Source organism: uncultured Actinomyces sp. (assembly GCF_963526355.1).
Taxonomy (GTDB): domain Bacteria; phylum Actinomycetota; class Actinomycetes; order Actinomycetales; family Actinomycetaceae; genus Actinomyces.
This window is the reverse complement of record NZ_CAUROW010000013.1, coordinates 22,616-41,503: the sequence shown is the minus strand read 5'-3', so window position 1 is coordinate 41,503 and position 18,888 is coordinate 22,616. Positions and strand designations below refer to the sequence as shown.

The following is an 18,888-nucleotide window of genomic DNA, read 5'->3' as shown; positions in this document are numbered from 1 at the left end:
ATCATGAACCTGTCCGATCCCACCAGCCCGGTTTCGATCCGGCGCAACGATGTGCTGTTGGCCCTCGCCTTCGCGATGGTCCAGCCAACGGCGGTGCTTCTCGCGAGTAGCTCTGTGCCGGCCCGCCCTTGGCCGTGGTTCGCCGCGACGGCTGTTCCGCTTGCGGCTGAGGGACTGGCGCTCGTGCTGTGGCGCAGTCGCCCTCTGCTCTGCCAGGCGCTGGTGTGGTCGGCGGAGGCGGTGACATTGCTGCTTCTTCCGGCAACCTACAGCGCCAGCGGCTACGGCCAGCTCGTCGTGTCCTTCGGCATGGGGATACGGTTTCCTCTGAACCGGGCGGCGCCTCTCCTGGCCGCACTGTCACTGACCTACTCGGCGGTCGCCATCTGGCGACAACCCTCTGTGTCGTGGCAGCTGCACATGGTCAATGTCCTGGTGACGCTGGCGATCTACCTGGTGCCGATGCTGGGCGGGGCGGCGCTGGCCAGCAGCCGCAGGTACGAGCACTCCCGCCAGGAGCTCCTCAGACGCGAGCACGAGCGGCAGCTGGAGGTGGCCCTCATCGAGGAGCGCCGCCGCCTGGCCGGTGAGCTGCACGACGTCGCCGCCCACCACCTGGCCGGGATCGTCGTGCAGGCGGCCGCGCTCGAGAGACTGATCGACCGCGACCCGCAGACGGCCAGCAAGGCGGCTCAACAACTGCGCCGGCAGGCCAAGGAGACCCTCTCCGGGCTCCGCTCTGGGGTGGGGCTGCTACGCAGCGACGAGGAGGTCGGGAAGTCTTCGCCCGGGCTACGCGATCTACCCGAACTGGTCGCCTCCACCCAAGCACTCGGCGTCGACATCGAGCTGCTCGACGGCGGACTGCTGGACGGTGAGTGCGGTGAGACGGCCTCCGTCGGAGCCTCTGGCGGCGCGCCCACTGGCGCACCGACCGGTATGCCGCTCCTGTCTGCGATGGCGGAGACCGCTGTCTTCCGGGTGGCGCAGCAGGCGATCAGCAACGCCCTGCAGCACGCTCCGGGCACCTCGATCACGGTGGAGCTGAGGAGGGCTGAGGGCTCCCTCGAGCTGAGTGTTCTCAACGGTCCGGCACGCCGACTGCCGAACGACCCCGGTGGTGGCGGCACCGGCCTGACGGTCATGCGGGAGCGGACCGACGCCGTCGGCGGCTCTCTCCACGCCGGCCCGGTGGAGGGCGGTGGCTGGCGGGTACGGTTGGTCCTGCCGTTGGCCCGGGAGGAGGACGCGTGATCAAGGTGGTACTGGTGGATGACCAGGCGGTGATCCGCGCCGGCTTCCGCATCCTGCTGGAGGAGAACGACGACATCACGGTGGTGGGAGAGGCCTCCGGCGGCAGGGAGGCGATGCGCGTGGTGCGCGCGACCCGGCCCGACGTCGTGTGCATGGACCTGCGGATGTCCGAGGGGGACGGCCTGACGGCCACGCGACAGATCGTCTCCGAGCGGGAGGGCGGTACCCCGGCAGTCCTGGTCGTCACCACCTTCGACATGGACGCCGACGTCTTCGGCGCGCTGGAAGCAGGTGCCGATGGGTTCATCCTCAAGGACTGCGAACCGGAGGAGCTGATCGATGCCGTGCGTCGTCTGGCCTCCGGCTACGGCCTGGTGGACCAGAGTGTCACCCGCCGGGTGATCGCTGAGTTCGCCCGCCGCCGGGGCAGGATCGAGAACCGGGAGGCGCTCGGCGTACTCACCGAGCGGGAGCGTGAGGTCGTCCAGCTCCTGGCCGGCGGCATGTCGAACGCGGAGATCGCCGCCGAGCTCGTCGTCGAGACCAGCACGGTCAAGTCCCACCTGACGCGGATCCTGCCCAAGATCGGCGCCCGCGACCGGGTCCAGGCCGTCGTGTGGGCCTTCCGCAACGGGCTGGCCTGAGCCGCTGGCCGGGCAGGGCTCAGCGCAGCACGTAGGCGGCCATCCAACGGCGCAGGGCGGAGAAGACCTGCTCGCGCACGGGAGGCTCGGACAGGGTGAGGTCGTGGACCCCTCCGGGGAATCGCGCGATGGTCACCAGCTTGCCGAGTCCGACGGCGCGGCGGGCGGTGGCGTCGGCGTCGATGATCGTGTCCGCGCCCCTGGACTCCGGCGTCCACGTCACTCCGAGCCGGGTGGTGGCCGCGCCCATGGACAGCACCGGGCAGCGGATGTCCAGGCCCTGGGCGACGCGGTTGTGGCCCTCCATGATGGCCTGGAGCCAGCCGACGCGCACGGGCGCGGAGGGCTTGATGGACCAGGCGGGGTTGATGTCCCAGCCGGTGACGTAGGGGTCGTCGGCCCAGGAGGGATCGGGCAGCTCGCCGTCGCGCTCGGGATCCCAGCCGTCGGTGATGGAGAAGGCGCGCGCTGGGTCGACCCAGCCGTCGAGGATCGACATACGCGGGTCGCGCAGCGCCAAGGTGCGCAGGACCGGGTCGCCGACGGTGCGCACGAGCTCGGAGCCCTGGAGCGAGAGCCAGGCGGAGTTCAGGACCAGGGCGCACAGGGCCCCTGGGTGACGATCGGCCCACAGGGAGGCGACGAGCCCACCCGTGGAGTGACCGGACAGGACGACCTCGGCCTCCCAGCCCTGGTCGGCGCGGATGGCGGATAGGGCCAGACCCAGGTCCTCGTCGTACTCGGCCAGGGAGGTGCACCAGCCCAGCATCTGGCCCTTGCGCCAGGAGCGGCCGTAGCGGTGCAGGTCCAGCGCGTAGAAGGCACCGCCCAGACGGGAGATCTCGCGGGCCAGGTGGGTCTGGAAGAAGTAGTCGTTCCAGCCGTGCAGGTAGAGGTAGATGAAGGTGGGGGTGGTGGGAGTGCCCGGCAGGGCTCCGGGGTCGAGTGCCGGCAGATGGCGCACCAGGGTGGCGACGGCGCCGTCGTCCTCGTCGTCGGGCAGCAGCTCCAGGGTGCGGGCCTCGAAGCCCGGGCCCAGGAAGTCCGGCCCCCAGGCGTCCACCGGTGCGTGCTCGGTCGTTGCGTTCACGCCCCCATGATTCCACCGCTCGCTGGAAGGGGACGCCAAGACGGTTTTCTCACTCACCGACAAAAACTTCAGAAACGACTCGGAGCCGCGTCGTCTCTGAAGATTTTGTTGAAGTTGAGGCTCCATTGTCCCCGACACGACCGGTGTCAGTCGGTGTGCTTGTCGATGAAGCGGAGGATCATGTCCTCGACCTGGTGGCCGTGGCCGACGACGAGGTGCCCGCCGGTGCGGAAGATCGCCGTCGTCAGGTCCGGGTACCGGTGCATGGAGGACTGCACGTGCCCCGTCGGGGGAGCGAAGGTCGCCATTCTGTCGTCCAGGGCGTGCAGGAGCAGAACGGGTGGGGCGAGCTCCTCGATCGGATAGTCCTCGAAGTGCAGCGCCATGTCCCGGTTGGTGATTGAGGTGTCGATGTCCGCCCCCGTCCTGCGCTCGGAGAGGGGGAGCATGCCGTTGACGGTCTCAGGGGCCATGCCCAGGATGGGCCCGAAGAGCGGCGAGAGCAGCCACATGACCCAGTCGTGGTTCATGATCGCTGGAGGTCCCATGCGACCGGGCGGCCTAGCGGGCCGAGACGGCCAGGGCGCGGCCGAGCTCAGGAGAATGAGTCCTTTGACGCGCTCGGGGTGGTCCAGGGCGAAGCGGATGGCGGGGGTCCCGCCGGCCGACGCTCCCAGGACGAATACCCGCTCGATCCCCAGGCGGTCGAGCATCTCGTGGAAGACGGCCGCCTGGTCGGCCGGTGAGCCGTCGCCCCGCACGGTGCTGCCGGGGTAGCCGAAGCGCGACGGCGCGATGATCCTGCAGTGCTCGACCAGGCTCCCGACGTTGTCGAGGGCCTGGTCGTATCCGCCGTACAGTCCGTGAACCGACAGGATCGTCTCGCAGTCGGAGCCGCGGCTGGTGCCGCCGCTGCCTCCTGCGGGCTCGGGCCCACAGTCGATGTAGGCGACGTCCCCGTGACTGAGTGCGATCCTTCGTACCGGCAGGGCGACCAGTCGCGCGCGGGCCGCGACGCGTGCTCGTCTGAGGCCGAGGGCCTGGGCTATGCCGTAGATGGCGATTCCGGCGCCGATGAGTCCAACGGCGGGCAGTGCGCGTCTCATGTCGGGCCACTCATCATCCGGCCTCTACGGTAGTGGCCTCCGGATCCAGGCCGGGGTGGAGCTCCCCGGTGAAGGGCAACCGCTCGAACAGCGTCAAGCGGGGCTCCAGCGGCCGCTCGCCCCAGTGGTTGCGCAGATGAGGGCCGATCTCCGGGGCCCGGTACTGGTTAACGATGAGCAGGCGGCGCAGCGCCGCCGGGACGGCGTCGAGGCGACACCCCCGCGTCGAGCGCGAACGATCGTTAGCCACAAGTCGATGGTATCCGCTCGCCGACGGCTCTGCCCGGCCCGATAGCGCCAGGGTTGCGCGCCGGTAGGAGGCGCCAGGACAGTTCTCTCACTCACCGACCAAAACTTCAGAGACGACCCGGAGCCGCGTCGTCTGTGAAGAAAATGTTGATGTCTATGCGTCGGCCAGGAAGTCGCGCAGGATAGCGTCCATCTGCTCGGCCTCGATGAGGAAGCCGTCGTGCCCGTGCAGGGAGGTGATCGTCTCGCGTCTCGCTCCCGGGATGCCGCCGGCCAGCTCCTCGGCCTGGGCGGGCAGGAAGAGCCGGTCGGAGTCCACGTCCACCACGAGCGTGCGCGCCCGCACCGTCGCCAGCGCCGCCTCGATGCCGCCGCGCCCGGTGCCGACGTCGTGCACCATCATCGAGTGGGTGACGATGAGGTAGGTGTTCGCATCGAAGCGCGCCAGCAGTTTGCCGGCGTGGTAATCGAGGTAGGACTCCACCTGGTAACGCCCGCCCACCGCCGGGTCCTCCTCGCCCTGATGACGCCGCCCGAAGCGCGTGTCCAGCTCGGCGGCGCTGCGGTAGGTCGTGTGCGCCAGTGCCCGCGCCAGCCCCAGTCCCCGCACCGGCCCCACCGAGTGGGAGTAGTAGTCGCCGTCGAAGAAGAAGGGGTCGGCCACGATCGCCAGCTCCTGGAGATGGCACCAGGCCAGCTGGTCAGCGGTCGTCGAGGCGCCCGTGGCCACCAGTGCCAGATTGCGCACCCGCTGCGGGTGGGTGACCGCCCACTCGATCGCCCGGTGCCCGCCCAGAGAGGCCCCGATCACCAGGTGGAAGGTCTCGATGCCCAGGGCGTCGGCCAGACGGGCCTCGGCCTCGACGGCGTCGCGCGTGGTCAGCCACGGGAAACGCGACCCCCAGGGCCGCCCGTCCGGCGCCGTCGACGACGGCCCCGTCGAGCCCTGGCATCCGCCCAGGATGTTGGCCGCCACGACGAAGCAGCGCTCGGTGTCGACTGCCCGCCCCGGCCCCACCAGGTCCGACCACCAGCCCGGCGTCGGGTGCCCGGGGCCGGCCTCGCCGGTGACGTGTGAGTCGCCGGTCAGCGCGTGCAGCACGAGGACCGCGTTGTCGCGCTGCGGGCTCAGCTCCCCCCAGGTCTCGAAGGCCAGGACCGTGTTCGGCAGGACCTCCCCGGACTCCAGGGGCAGGTCCCCGATCTCCAGGAACCGACGGCGTCCCGGCTCGTCCCCCGGCCGCCAGGCCCCGGTGGGGGAGCCCGCCTTGCGGTCGACGAGCTTGGAGGAGGCCGTCCCCACGCCGTACGCGGCGGGCTCGGTCTCGGTGCTGCTGCGGGAGACGGGGTAGGAGGAGGACGTGGTGGTGCTCATGGGAAGCCGCCTCAGGCCCCGATGGTCCGGACTGCCTCAAGACCCCGCTCGAGGTCGGCCAGGATGTCGTCGATGTGCTCGATCCCCACGCTCAGGCGCACGGTCCCGGCGCTGATCCCGGCCGCGGTCAGGCCTGCGTCGTCGAGCTGGGAGTGCGTCGTGGTGGCCGGGTGGACCGCCAGGGAGCGCACGTCGCCGATGTTGGCCAGGTTGGAGAACAGGGCCAGGGCGTTGATGAAGGCGGCCCCCGCCTCACGTCCGCCGGGCAGGTCGAAGGTGAGGATCGATCCGGCTCCACGCGGGCAGTACTTGCGGTGCAGCTCGTAGTAGGGGCTGGAGGTCAGGCCCGAGTAGCGCACCGAGGCGACGTCGTCGCGTCCCTCCAGCCAGGTCGCCACCGCCAGGGCGTTGTCCACGTGGCGCTCCATGCGCAGCGAGAGCGTCTCGACGCCCTGGGCGATGAGGAAGGCCGAGTGCGGTGCCAGCGAGAAGCCGAGGTCGCGTTGGCCCTCGGCGCGGGCCTTGAGGATGAAGGCCAGGTTCGCGCCCAATGGACTGCCCACGCCCAGGTCCCTGGCGTAGACCAGGCCGTGGTAGGACTCGTCGGGCGTGTTGAAGTGCGGGAAGCGCTCGGGCTGGGCCGCGAAGTCGAAGTTGCCCGAGTCCACGATCACGCCCGCCACGGAGGAGCCGTGCCCGCCCAGGAACTTCGTTGCCGAGGCCACGACGATGTCCGCGCCCCACTCGAAGGGGCGGGTCAGGAACGGCGAGGCCACCGTGTTGTCGACGACCAGCGGGATGCCCAGCTCGTGGGCGGCCGCCGCGATCGCCTCGATGTCGAGGATGTCGCCGCGCGGGTTGGGGATCGTCTCCCCGAAGAAGGCGATGGTGCGCTCGTCGGCCAGCGCCGCCCAGGCCGTCGGGTCGCCCGGGTCGGACACGAACCGGGTCTCGATGCCCAGCCGGGGCAGGGTGTGGGTGAGCAGGTTCGTGGTGCCGCCGTACAGGGAGGGAGAGGCCACGATGTTGTCGCCGGCCCCGCCCAGCGTCACGAGGGCGAGGGTCTCGGCCGCCATGCCCGACGCCGTCAGCAGTGCCCCGACTCCGCCCTCCAGGGCCGCGATCCGCTGCTCGACGATGTCATTGGTCGGGTTGGTCAGGCGCGTGTAGATCGGGCCCAGGTCGCTCAGGGCGAAACGGGCGGCCGCCTGCTCGGCCGACTCGAAGACGTAGGAGGTGGTCTGGTGGATCGGGATGGCCCGTGAGTGGGTCGGCTCGGACAGCGGGTCGTGCCCGGCCTGGACCTGCTTGGTCTCGAACCGCCACCCCGCCGGGTTCGTGGGGGAGGGGGGCGGGGCCTGGATCGTGTTCTGGCCGGTGGCCGGGTCGGCGGCGTGATCCGGCGTGCTGGGGTGCTGATCGGTCATGAGGACTCCTTAGGGGTTCTCGGTGACCGGCGGCGATGTCAGTGCCACGGGCTGCGTCTGCGCTGCGCCGGTGGTTGCGGCGCACCTGCGGACGGTTCCGTCTGGCGACCCGCTGCGTCCGGCGGTGGAGCCGGCTCCCGCAGTCGGGGGCGAGGTGTCGTGGCGCTGAGTCGTCCGCCGTCACCGTTGCTGCAATGTCTGCGATGGTGTGGGTGAGGGCGGGGACGCGCACGTGGGCCGACGGCGGCGTGCGCGTCAGCTGCGCATTCGCCCCGTGGTGGGGGCGTCCGGCCGGAGGGCCTCAGGACGACGGAACATGCTCCGACCTTAGCGGTTTCCTCCATCGGCGGTCCAAACGTGTGTTTGTGACGTGGGGTGTCGGGGATCCTTCGTCCTGAGCGCAGGAGGGACGACCGAGTGCGTCGGATCAGTTGCGACTCCATTTCCGGCGCCACTTCCGCCTCTGCCTCAACGCCCCGATCCCATCGTTTTGAAAGTGCTGATGACCTGTACAAACGGTTGGTTGTGCCAGATGTCATACGGGTTACGGTTGGGTGACGGCGGCCGGGAGCCCTGTTGAACACAAGCAAGACCGGCGAACTACAGGGGCGTAAGTTATAGTTGTGAGTACTGTGAATTTTGTTTTCATATGGGGTCAAAGCGACTAATGTGGTTACGCCACATCCGGGCTGACACCGCCTGTCGTTTTCGTCCCGCCCCATCCCTCCCGCATCCGTGGTCTCGCGGAGCGGGTTCTGACGCCGGGCCGATGCCGGCTCCGGGTGAGGCGACATCCTCACGTTCAGCCCCATCACGACGGAGAACCCCCTGTGAGCCCAATCCTCCAGAGACGACACGGACACGGTGTCGTCGCCACCGCAGTCGTGGCACTGGCATGCACCCTGGCGCCGTCAGCGCTCGCCGACCCCGTGGATCAGAGCGACATTGAGCGTTCCAAGGCCTCGGAACGCTCGACCTCGACCTCCATCGCCTCCCTGGAGGCCCGGCTCGCTCAACAGAGCACCACCCTGGAGCAGGCCCGGATCAAGGCGCAGGTCGCCAACGAGGACTACCTGACCGCCGTCGACGACCTCACGACGGCCACCGCCGACGCCCAGACCGCCCAGGCCAATGCCGACACCGCCGCAGCCGACACCGCCGCAGCCCGTTCGGACCTGGGGTCGATCGTCGTCCAGACCTACCAGGAGAGCGGCAATCCGCTCGACCCGCTCACCCCGTACCTGACCAGTGAGTCGCTGGCGGACCTGGCCGATGCCGACGTCGCCCTGGACCGCGCCGGTGAGAGCAACAACGCCAGGGTCCAGAACGTCGAGGCCCTCGAGTCGGTGGCCGCGAGCATGCAGACCATCGCCGACCAGAAGGTCAAGGACAAGGAGGCCGCCAAGTCCGACGCCGAGGCCGCCAAGTCCGACGCCGAGACCGCCGCCCGCGACGCCCAGAGCGCCGTCACCACCACCCAGACCAACCGTCAGGATCTCATCACCCAGCTGGCCGCCCAGCGCCACACCACTGTTGAGCTCGAGACCCAGTACCAGAACCAGGTTGAGGCCGAGCGCAAGGCCCGTGAGGAGGCCGCCGCCCAGGCCGCGGCCAAAGCGGCCTCGGAGAAGGCTGCCGCCGACCTCGCCCAGAAGCAGGCTGAGCAGGGGCAGTCCACCGCCCAGCCCCAGGAGGCCTCCCCCGCCCCCCAGGAGCAGGCGAGTCGGCCCGAACCCGTCTACCAGGCCCCGGCCCAGGACCCCGCCACCCCCTCACAGCCCGAGGCCGACGACGACGACGGGAACTCCTACACGCCGGCCCCGGCGCCCGCCCCGACCCCCGAACCGGATCCGGAGCCCGCGCCGTCGTACTCCGGCAATGCCGCCTCCACGGCCATCAGCACCGCCATGAGCTACATCGGCACCCCCTACGTGTGGGCCGGCGAATCGGCGTCGGGCCTGGACTGCTCCGGGCTGACGATGGTCTCCTACGAGGCGGCCGGTGTGTATCTCACCCACTCCTCTCGCGTGCAGTACGGGCAGGGCACCCACGTCCCACTTGATGCTGCGCAGCCCGGGGACCTGGTCTTCTGGTCCTCCGACGGCAGCCAGTCCGGTATCTACCACGTGGCCATCTATCTGGGTGACGACATGATGATCGAAGCGCCGACCTTCGGCATGACCGTGCGCGTCACCTCCATGCGCTACTCCGGCGTCATGCCCTACGCAGTGCGCTTCTAACGCTGGGGCGGGGCGGGCGGTACATGCGCTCTCGGCCACCATCCGCGCCGCTCGTTCCTCGCTGCGCTCCCGCCGGACCCGCAGAGATAGTCAGCTCCCTTCGAGCACGTATTCCGCCCGCCCCGATCGTCGGGGCAGGCGATTCGTCAGACGCGAGCCGTTGTGTGGGGCGGAGCGCGTATGCCGCTCCGCCCCACTTAGCTCGGGCCGTCGGCGTCAGTGGCCCCCGTGGGCGACGTGGTCGGCCTGGCGCTGGAAGGACTGTCGGATCTCCTCCTCGGCCTCCTCGCGGCCCACCCAGTGGGCGCCCTCGACCGACTTGCCGGGTTCAAGGTCCTTGTAGACCTCGAAGAAGTGCTGGATCTCCAGGCGGTGGAACTCCGAGACGTCCTCGATGTCGGTGCGCCAGGAGGCGCGCTGGTCGGCGCTGGGCACGCACAGGACCTTGTCGTCGCCGCCCTTCTCGTCGCGCATGCGGAACATGCCCAGCGCGCGGCAGCGGATGACGCAGCCGGGGAAGGTCGGCTCCTCCAGCAGGACCAGGGCGTCCAGGGGGTCGCCGTCCTCGCCGAGCGTCTCGTCGATGTATCCGTAGTCGTCGGGATAGCGCGTTGAGGTGAAGAGCATGCGGTCCAGGCGGATCCGGCCGGTCTCGTGGTCGATCTCGTACTTGTTGCGGTTGCCCTTGGGGATCTCAATCGTGACGTCGAACTCCACGGGGAGCCTCCTTCGCTTGTGTCTTCAGCTCGTTGGACGCTGGAACGGCGCCTGGCGGTCGGCGTCGATCCGGCGGGGCGGGTCTCAATGGCACTAGTGTGGCGCACGACAGCGCCTGAGGTCGGTAAACGCGTACTCTGCACGTCGGTGCACCGTCGGGAACGGCCTCCCGGGCGCCCTATCACCTGATATACAGACAGTCCCAGTCTGTCAACAACCCAGTCCGGAGGACGTATGCGCAAGGTTCAGACCGCGGCCCTGACGGCGGCGAGCCTGCTGGTATTCGGTGGCTACTACGGCTTGGGCGATGCTCTTGACCTGGTGCCCGGCCCCGTGACGGTCGCCTACGCCGACGTCGCCCCTCAGCCCTTCCCGACGCCGGCCGGTCCCAGCGTCGGGACCACGGAGGAGCCCGCCGGACTGGACGCCGGGGCGCCTCAGCCCTCGAAGGCGGCTTTGAGCTCCTATGTCCAGGCCGTGTCCTCCGACGCCGCTCTGACCGGCGGTACTGTGACGGCTTCCGTCGCCGACGTCACCACCGGTGAGGAGCTCCTGGACTCCTCGGCGGCGACCGGGGTGACGCCCGCCTCCACGAACAAGCTGTTGACCGCCTGGGCCGCCCTGTCCTCCATGGGGCCGGGCCACACTTTCCAGACCAAAGCCGTCCTGGACGGTCAGACCGTCACCCTCGTGGGCGGCGGCGACGTCCTGCTGGCCGAGAACTCCGGTGACCCTGCTGCCACAGCCGGCCGCGCGGGCCTGGGTGACCTCGCCCGCGCTGCCGCCGAGCAGCTCAGGATCCAGGGGGTGACGTCGGTCTCCCTGCGTCTGGACGACACCCTGTTCACCGGCGCCCAGTGGAACGACAACTGGGAGGCCGGCAATGAGCAGTACGTGGCCAAGATCCAGCCGATCATGGTGGACGTCTCCGCCACCCAGAACCAGGGCTACTCGGCCGACCCGGCGATGGGGGCCGCCCAGGTCTTCGCCGAGCACCTGAGTGAGGCCGGTATCGCGGTCGACGGTGAGGCGGCGCGCGCCGCGGCTCCCGGCGGTGCCAAGGAGCTGGCCTCGGTGTCCTCCGCACCGCTGTCCGACATCCTGGCCCTGTCCCTCAAGACCTCCGACAACACGATGACCGAGGTGGAGGGGCGACTCGTGGCCGTCCAGGCCAAGGAGACCGCCGACTTCGCGGGGGCCTCCAAGGCCGTCATCGCTCAGCTGCGCAAGGACGGCTTCGACACCTCCGGGCTGACGCTCCTGGACGCCTCCGGGCTGGCCAAGGGCAATAAGGTGCCCGCCAGGCTCCTGACCCAGATCTTGGTCAGGTCCGCCGGAGACAAGGGCGGCTCGGCGGGCCGCACCCTCATCGCGGACCTGCCTGTGGGCGCCCTGGACGGGACCCTGGCCAATCGCCTGCAGGGAACCCCTGCAGCCGGGACGGTACGCGCCAAGACAGGGTCGCTGGAGCAGACCTCGTCCCTGGCCGGCGTCGTCACAACCGTTGACGGGCGCCTCCTGGCCTTCGCGATCCTGGCCAACGGCTTCCCCGCCAACGGCGGGGCGGCGGCCGGGGCCGCGATCGACAACCACTTCGTGACGCCCTTGGCCTCCTGCGGCTGCTCGTGATCGAGACCGGCGAGAGCCATGAGACCCGTAAGACCCATGTCCCAGGTGAGAAAGGCGCGGTAGTGATGACCGGCGGCACAGCGGCGGGGCTCGTCGACTGGAGGACGGTGGAACGCCTGACCGCGCTGATCCCGGCAGGCCCCAGCGCGTCTCGTTCGACGCGTGCCAGTTCTGTGGCGGTCCTGCGCCGCTCCGCCCAGGAGGCTCCGGCCTGGGTCGCCAGGATCACCGGTCTGGACTGGGCGGCCCAGCAGGTCGCCAAGACCGTGCGCGTGAGTGTCGTCGACCGGGCCGGGCTGGTGCGCGCCTCCATCCGGGCACTGCGCGGCCTCATGGACCAGGTGCCCGCGCCGCGGGCCTCGGAGGCGGTCCGGCTCGTCGGGGCCGCCGAGGTGGCCGGGGCGATGAGCGTGCTCGCCACTCGGCTCCTGGGCCAGATGGTTCCGGCTGCCCCAAGTGGGGCGGACGGTGCTCGCCCCGGTGTCGCGCGGTCCGGGGGCGGAGACCGAGAGGCCTCGGCGTCCCCGCACCTTCTGCTCGTGGCACCCAACGTGCTGGCAGTGCGCCGCCAGATGGACCTGGACGTGCTGGACCTGCCCGCCTGGGTCTGCCTGCACGAGACCACGCACGCGGTTCAGCTGGCGGCGGCCCCCTGGCTCGGCCCCTACCTGACAGACTCCATGCGCACGGTCATCGGCGCCGTCGTCGAGGCCGTCTACGGTGGCTCAGGCGGTGGCGACCGCGTGAGTGCCGAGGGGCGGGCATCCCGGCCGCGGCGGGGCGGGGCGATGCGTGTCGCGGCGCGTGCCACCCGGGGACGGGTGCTCGAGGGGCTGACGAACCTCAAGGAGCGCTCGGAGGTCGCCTCCCTGGCGGCGACCCTGACTTTTCTGGAGGGGCATGCCGAGGTCGTCCTGGATGACGTGCGCCCCAACCGGATGCCCTCGGTCCACCGGTTGCGGGCGGCCCTCTCCCGCAGCCGTGCGGCCGACGGCGGCATTGGCCCCGGGCCCGGCCTGGGAGCGCTCCTGCTGCACCGACTCATGGGGCTGGAGGCGAAGGAGGCTCAGTACGCTGACGGCGCCGCTTTTGTGCGCAGCGCGGTGGCGCGCATCGGGCATGAGGGACTCAACGTCGTGTGGACTGACCCGACGCTGCTGCCCACCCCGGCCGAGATCGCCCGCCCCGACGCGTGGGTGCGTCGCGTGGGCTGACTGTCCGTCCTCCCCCGGGTGGTCCTTGATCCGGATGCGGCGGTCCGTGCGTATGGGGGCAGGATCTCTGTCCGCGATCACGTCGGATGCTTCTGCGGATGATACGGGTGGCGTGGAGTGCCAGACCGGGGCCGGTGTGGCAGGCTTATGGTGTCGGCGCGGACCGGTGGCCTCCCCGGGCTCCGGTGATGTCGCGAAACCATGACGACGCTTCAGGAGGCAGGCGGATGGACGCCACGGATATGGGATCGGACCTTCAGCAGGTCCTCATCACTGAGGAGCAGATCGGGCAGCGCCTCGATGAAATGGCCGCGCAGATCGACTCCGACTACGCGGGCCGTGATCCCCTGCTCGTGGGCGTGCTCAAGGGGGCCGTCTACGTCATGGCAGATCTGTCGCGCCGGCTGCACATGAGTGCGCCGATGGACTGGATGGCTGTCTCCTCCTACGGATCGGGCACCAAGTCCTCCGGCGTGGTGCGCATCCTCAAAGACCTGGACACCGATGTCACCGGCCGTCATATTCTCATTGTTGAGGACATCATCGACTCCGGCCTGACCCTGTCCTGGCTGGTGGGCAACCTGTCCTCCCGGGGTGCGGCCTCGGTGGAGATCGCAACACTCCTGCGCAAGCCCGAAGCCGCCAAGGTCGAGGTCGATGTCAAGTATGTCGGCTTCGATATTCCTGCGGAGTTCGTCGTCGGTTACGGACTGGACTATGCCGAGCGATACCGCAACCTGCCGTTCATCGGTACTCTGCGGCCCGAGGTCTACAGCGGTTGACTGACACAGATCAACCTTAATAAACCCTGGGGTTAGTGCGAGAGAATTAAGAACAGACCGGTCGGAAAGTCTCTGCCGGACGATGGGGTGAGGGGGTGAAGGGGGGCGTGAACTGCGTCTTGCTCCCCTTTTCGGGTAGTCGGAGCCATGGACGTTACGTTACGATAACAAGTGTAGGTCGTCGGCGAATACCCTCATGCCGGCGGGTGACGTGGAAGGACAGTTTGTGACGGTGAAGAAGGCTGTGCGTCGACGCGCCTCGGGGCTGGCCGGCCTCGTGGGCGCGGTGGTGCTGGCGTCCTCGCTGAGCATGCCCCTGATGGCTCCAGTGGCGGCTGAGCCGACCGGGACCACCACCTTTAATACCGTGGCCGAGATGGCTCAGGCCCGTGGCGCCGCTGGCACCCTTCAAACTCTTGGTGATGAGGCGCCTGGTGATGGTGGGGGCCTGACCTACAACGTGGAGAGCACGAGCCCCGCCGGTGCGCTGGGGGCTGTGTCTGTCATGCTGGCCGACGGGCAATGGGCCGTTCCTCAGGGCCTTCCGGTCTCCCCGACCATCGCATCGGACAGGGCCGCAGCCAGTGACGTGGTGGCTCGTGCCCAGTCCTTCGCCGACGCTGGAGCGGCCTTGGTGGTTGACCCCTCCCGTCCCACGCCGTTGTCGGGCGCGAATGTTCGCGCCGGTGGTTCCGCCCCTTACGCGATCACCTCCTCGGCACTGGTCGGCATGGTGCTCTCCGGCTGGGACTACTCGCACACCACCTACGTGGCGGATCAGAACACCCAGGTGGGCTACCGGGCCGAGGTCGGGCATGAACTGGCCGGTTCCTGGAAGCCCGATGACCTGGCGGGGTGGTTCAACTCCCAGGGTCGTCTGTGGCTGAACTCTGGCGGCTCCATCAACTCCGGGGACATCGTCTTCTTCTCCAACCCCCTGTCCGCGGGGCAAGGTGCTCAGCCCACAGTCTTCGGAAACGTCTACGACGTGGCCGTCTACGTAGGCGACAACAAGATCGTGCGAGCTGCCGGCTCAGGGGGAGGCGCCCGGGTGGAGGTGCTCGACGCGCAGAAGATGGCCGATGTCGCCCTAGTAGCGCGTCCGCAGTGGTCGGCTCCTGAGGGTGGTGTGGCCGCACTGGAGCAGCAGCGTGCCGGCGGTGGTGCGGGTTCGACTCCGGAGGCTGGGGCCTCCAACTCATCTCAGGGGGCGCAGACTCCTTCCATGGGGGCGCCGTCCGCCAACGGCGGCTCGGTGCCGGACGGTTCGAGTTCCGGTTCGCAGTCCTCGGGTGGAGCCGACCGCGACGACCACAATGAGGTTGTGGTGGGTGGTAACGGCGGTCAGGACGGCGAGGGACGCACGAGTGCCGCTGAGCGCTCCTCAGCCAAGGACGCCCGGGAGCGGTGGCTGCCGGTGACCGGTGTGGCGATCGGTGTGCTGTCGGTGGCGGCCGTGCTGCTGTCCGGCGGCCTGATCGTCCTGCGTCTGCGTCGCGGCTGAAGCGGACGCGGGGACATGCTGAGGAGTCCCGTACGTGCCGCCGGGTCCTCTTCCCGGATCTTCCCGGCCACGCCCGGCGCGAACGTGAGCAAGCGCAATGGGACCTTTGCCGCGGCATCGGCTAACGTCTGAGGGTCAGTTATGTTGAAGGGACCTACCGCAGATGAAAGATTCTGGGCGTAAGCCCGGCCGCAAGAACGTGGAGAAGCCGGGCAGGGCCGGCAAGGACGAGCGTGGCAAACGCGACCGCAGGCTCCGCGACTCACTGGGCAACCCGTTCCTGTGGTTGGTGCCCTTCCTCCTGGTCATGGTGCTCGGCTGGGCCGTCTTCTCCTCGATGTTCGGCTACCGCACCATTGACACCTCCGACGGTCTGACGCTCCTGCGCGATAAGGCGGACACGGTTGAGTCGATCACCGTCATCGATGTCACCCAGCGCGTCGAGCTGGACCTGTCCTCCACCTACGTCCAGCCCAAGAAGAAGGGCGAGTCCGAGGCGCGTCCCGTGGGTAAGAAGGTCGAGTTCTCCTTCACCGACGCCCAGGCCGAGCAGGTCGATCGCCTCGTTCAGGCCGCCGCCCCCAAGGGCGGCTTCAACTCCGTGGTTCCTACCACTACCTGGTGGTCCTCACTCATCCAGCTGCTCGTGCCGGCTCTGCTGCTGGGCGGCATCATGTGGTGGCTCATCAGCCGTATGGGCGGTGGGCGCGGCGGAGCCATGGGATTCGGTCGCTCCAAGGCGAAGGTCGGCTCCAAGGAGATGCCCGACGTCACTTTCGACGACGTCGCCGGAGAGGATGAGGCGGTCGAGGAGCTCGAGGAGATCCGTGAGTTCCTCTCCGAGCCGGAGAAGTTCCGCGCCGTCGGCGCCAAGATCCCCAAGGGCGTCCTCCTCTACGGCCCGCCCGGAACCGGTAAGACCCTCCTGGCCAAGGCCGTCGCCGGCGAGGCCGGTGTGCCCTTCTTCTCCATGGCCGCCTCCGAGTTCGTCGAGATGTTCGTTGGCGTCGGCGCCTCACGCGTGCGCGACCTGTTCGACCAGGCCAAGGAGAACGCCCCCGCCATCATCTTCGTCGACGAGATCGACGCCGTCGGCCGTCACCGCGGCTCGGGCACCGGCGGCGGGCACGACGAGCGCGAGCAGACCCTCAACCAGCTCCTGGTCGAGATGGACGGCTTCGACGCCAACACCAACGTCATCCTCATCGCCGCCACCAACCGCCCCGACGTCCTGGACCCCGCGCTCCTGCGCCCCGGCCGCTTCGACCGGCAGGTCAGCGTCGAGGCCCCGGACATGGCCGGGCGCGCCGCCATCCTCAAGGTGCACGCCAAGGGCAAGCCCATGACCCGCGACGTCGACCTGGAGCTGGTGGCCAAGCGCACGCCCGGCTTCACCGGCGCGGACCTGGCCAACGTCCTCAACGAGGCCGCCCTGCTCACCGCCCGCTCCAACGCCCAGCTCATCGACAACCGGGCCCTGGACGAGGCCATCGACCGCGTCATCGCCGGCCCGCAGAAGCGCACCCGCGTCATGCGCGATCACGAGAAGCGCGTCACCGCCTACCACGAGGCCGGTCACGCCCTGTGCGCGGCCGCCGGCGCCTACTCCGACCCGGTCACCAAGGTGACGATCCTGCCGCGCGGGCGCGCCCTGGGATACACGCAGGTCATGCCCCAGGACGACAAGTACTCCACCACCCGCAACGAGCTGCTCGATCAGCTCGTCTACGCCATGGGTGGGCGGGCCGCCGAGGAGATCGTCTTCCGCGATCCCACCACCGGTGCCTCCAACGACATCGAGAAGGCCACCTCCACGGCCCGCAAGATGGTCACCGACTACGGCATGACCAGCGCGGTGGGCGCTGTCAAGCTCGGCACCACCGAGAACGAGACGGTCCTGGGGCTCAATGCCACCAACCGCGACTTCTCCGAGGAGGTCGCCGCCACCGTCGACGCCGAGGTCCGCTCCCTGCTGGACGACGCCCACCGGGAGGCCTGGGAGATCCTCACCCGCAACCGCGCCGTGCTCGACCAGCTGGCCGAGGAGCTCCTCAGCCGCGAGACGCTCCTGGAGAAGGACCTGGAGAGGATCTTCACGGGCGTTGTCAAGCAACCCGAGCGGCCCCTGTGGCGCAGCGACGAGACGCTGCCCGTCGTCGAGGTCGCGCCCGCCACCGTCACCTCCACCGGCGGCGAGTCAGGTGACTCCCACGGCGGCGACTTCTGGGGCGACAACCAGTGAGCCGCCCCGGGCCCCGGCGGGCCCGGCAGGCACACGGAAGCAGAGGCCGACCATGAGCTATGACGCCGAGGGCGTGCGCCGTGCGGTGCGCGACCTGCTCGTCGCTATCGGGGAGGACCCCGACCGCGACGGCCTGCGCGACACCCCCGAGCGCATGGCGCGCGCCTACGCGGAGATGTTCTCCGGCCTCGACCAGGACCCGGCCGAGCACGTCGAGCGGGTCTTCGACGTCGGGCACGAGGAGATGGTCCTCGTGCGCGACATCCCCATGTACTCGGTGTGCGAGCACCACCTCCTGCCCTTCCACGGGGCGGCGCACGTGGGCTACATCCCCAGCGCCGACGGGCGCGTCACCGGCCTGTCCAAGGTGGCACGCCTCGTGGACGGCTACGCCCGGCGACCCCAGGTCCAGGAGCGGCTCACCCGGCAGATCGCCGACGCCCTCGTCGAGCGCCTGGAGTGCCGGGGCGTGCTCGTCGTCGTCGAGGCCGAGCACCTGTGCATGTCCATGCGGGGCGTGCGCAAGCCCGGCTCCAACACGGTCACCTCCGCCGTGCGCGGCATCATGCGCAACGCCGCCACCCGCTCCGAGGCCATGAGCCTGGTCCTGGGCCGACGGTCCTGAGTGGCCAAGAGGTCTCGACACCGGAGAGGTCCGGTGAAATAGTGGGGCGATGAGTCCCACGTGCAAGAGGCTGCTGGTGGCGGTCGATGCCGGGCTGCTGCTCTACTGGGCGGCCGTCTTCCTCAATCTCATTCCCGAGCACCTGCGCTTCAAGGACTACTCCAACCAGGTCATCCAAGCCTGGAACTGGTCCTTCTTCCCGCTCGACGTGGCCGCCGCGCTGACCGTCTTCCTCGGCGCCCACCTGACGCGCGTGGGCACCAGGATCGGGGACCTGGTGCTGACGGTCGGACTCATGCTCACCTTCTGCGCCGGGTTCATGGCGATCTCCTTCTGGTCCTTCTACTGCGACTTCGACCCGCTGTGGTGGGGGCCCAACGCCCTGCTCATGATCGTCCCGGCACTCGGCTTCGGCTCCATGGTCTGCCGACGGCTCGAGACCGCGGAGAACCACTCGTGACGGTCAGGGACGTGCTCTGCTCGTCGAGGTTGGGGGGACGCGTGCCGTCCAGACGCGCCCACAGGCCTGACCGTGCTCGGTGCGTTGAAGAATCTCCTGGGGGCGACGGGCCGCGGCGTATGCGTCTGTCGAATCCGACGGTCCAGGGGGCGACCCAGGGGTCTTGCCGGCCCGCTCGGGGTGAGCACCAGCAGGTCGGGGCCGTCGTACTGCGCTAGCCCTGGTCCGGGACGTACTTCTCCGCCCAGGACGGCGTCTTCCCCCAAGTGACGTGGGGGCTGACCGTCAATGTTTGTCGAAGAAGTACGTTCTCGATGCAAAGGTACGTTC

The 18,888-nt window shown here is 69.3% G+C and carries 16 protein-coding genes; 10 read left to right on the top strand and 6 right to left on the bottom strand.

The features are described from left to right. Positions 1-3 precede the first annotated feature (3 nt). Both RWR81_RS05060 and RWR81_RS05055 read left to right on the top strand, forming a co-directional pair. Positions 4-1,254 (top strand): histidine kinase, encoded by a 1,251-nt coding sequence (locus RWR81_RS05060; RefSeq protein WP_314455363.1) that lies wholly within the window; start codon positions 4-6, stop codon positions 1,252-1,254. Then, positions 1,251-1,898, top strand: coding sequence for a response regulator transcription factor (locus tag RWR81_RS05055; RefSeq protein WP_314455360.1), 648 nt, complete (start codon positions 1,251-1,253; stop codon positions 1,896-1,898). Before RWR81_RS05060 ends, RWR81_RS05055 begins: the two co-directional genes overlap by 4 nt. Before the next feature lie 19 nt (positions 1,899-1,917). On the opposite strand, the gene RWR81_RS05050 is transcribed toward RWR81_RS05055, so the two are convergent. The 5 genes from RWR81_RS05050 to RWR81_RS05030 all read right to left on the bottom strand — a co-directional run bounded on the left by RWR81_RS05050 (position 1,918) and on the right by RWR81_RS05030 (position 7,145). Further along, positions 1,918-2,988, bottom strand: coding sequence for an alpha/beta hydrolase (locus RWR81_RS05050; protein ID WP_314455357.1), 1,071 nt, complete (start codon positions 2,986-2,988; stop codon positions 1,918-1,920). Positions 2,989-3,134: 146 nt separating this feature from the next. Beyond that, positions 3,135-4,094, bottom strand: coding sequence for an alpha/beta fold hydrolase (locus RWR81_RS05045; protein ID WP_314455354.1), 960 nt, complete (start codon positions 4,092-4,094; stop codon positions 3,135-3,137). A gap of 13 nt (positions 4,095-4,107) precedes the next feature. Beyond that, positions 4,108-4,344: a hypothetical protein gene (locus tag RWR81_RS05040; protein ID WP_314455351.1), complete on the bottom strand. Its 237-nt coding sequence runs from the start codon at positions 4,342-4,344 to the stop codon at positions 4,108-4,110. A gap of 153 nt (positions 4,345-4,497) precedes the next feature. Then, on the bottom strand, positions 4,498-5,718 hold the full coding sequence (locus tag RWR81_RS05035; protein WP_314455349.1) for a homoserine O-acetyltransferase: 1,221 nt from the start codon (positions 5,716-5,718) through the stop codon (positions 4,498-4,500). Positions 5,719-5,729: 11 nt separating this feature from the next. Further along, a complete protein-coding gene (locus RWR81_RS05030) occupies positions 5,730-7,145 on the bottom strand; it encodes a PLP-dependent transferase (protein WP_314455346.1) in 1,416 nt (471 codons plus the stop codon). 830 nt (positions 7,146-7,975) lie between these two features. Here RWR81_RS05030 and RWR81_RS05025 point away from each other — a divergent pair. Further along, positions 7,976-9,385, top strand: coding sequence for an NlpC/P60 family protein (locus RWR81_RS05025; RefSeq protein WP_314455344.1), 1,410 nt, complete (start codon positions 7,976-7,978; stop codon positions 9,383-9,385). Between the two features lie 216 nt (positions 9,386-9,601). Here the strand turns inward: RWR81_RS05025 and RWR81_RS05020 are convergent, their stop codons facing one another. Next, positions 9,602-10,102: an inorganic diphosphatase gene (locus RWR81_RS05020; protein WP_314455341.1), complete on the bottom strand. Its 501-nt coding sequence runs from the start codon at positions 10,100-10,102 to the stop codon at positions 9,602-9,604. 234 nt (positions 10,103-10,336) lie between these two features. Between RWR81_RS05020 and dacB the strand changes: the two genes are divergently transcribed. The 7 genes from dacB (at position 10,337) to RWR81_RS04985 (ending at position 18,558) form a co-directional block, all read left to right on the top strand. Then, a complete protein-coding gene (dacB, locus tag RWR81_RS05015; RefSeq protein WP_314455339.1) occupies positions 10,337-11,731 on the top strand; it encodes a D-alanyl-D-alanine carboxypeptidase/D-alanyl-D-alanine-endopeptidase in 1,395 nt (464 codons plus the stop codon). A 65-nt stretch (positions 11,732-11,796) separates the two neighbouring features. Continuing rightward, on the top strand, positions 11,797-12,945 hold the full coding sequence (locus RWR81_RS05010; protein ID WP_314455335.1) for a zinc-dependent metalloprotease: 1,149 nt from the start codon (positions 11,797-11,799) through the stop codon (positions 12,943-12,945). Between the two features lie 227 nt (positions 12,946-13,172). Next, complete coding sequence (gene hpt, locus RWR81_RS05005) at positions 13,173-13,727, top strand: hypoxanthine phosphoribosyltransferase (protein WP_314455334.1); 555 nt, start codon at positions 13,173-13,175, stop codon at positions 13,725-13,727. 226 nt (positions 13,728-13,953) lie between these two features. Next, entirely contained in the window at positions 13,954-15,231 is a 1,278-nt protein-coding gene (locus RWR81_RS05000; RefSeq protein WP_314455332.1) for a hypothetical protein, read from the top strand. 163 nt (positions 15,232-15,394) lie between these two features. After that, positions 15,395-17,473 carry an ATP-dependent zinc metalloprotease FtsH gene (gene ftsH, locus RWR81_RS04995; RefSeq protein WP_314455329.1) on the top strand — a complete coding sequence of 693 codons (2,079 nt, stop codon included), beginning with the start codon at positions 15,395-15,397 and terminating at the stop codon, positions 17,471-17,473. A gap of 52 nt (positions 17,474-17,525) precedes the next feature. Beyond that, the gene (folE, locus tag RWR81_RS04990) at positions 17,526-18,098 is read left to right on the top strand and encodes a GTP cyclohydrolase I FolE (RefSeq protein ID WP_314455326.1); all 573 of its coding nucleotides are present in this window, start codon (positions 17,526-17,528) and stop codon (positions 18,096-18,098) included. Between the two features lie 49 nt (positions 18,099-18,147). Next, the gene (locus tag RWR81_RS04985; RefSeq protein WP_314455323.1) at positions 18,148-18,558 is read left to right on the top strand and encodes a YvaD family protein; all 411 of its coding nucleotides are present in this window, start codon (positions 18,148-18,150) and stop codon (positions 18,556-18,558) included. Positions 18,559-18,888 lie beyond the last annotated feature (330 nt).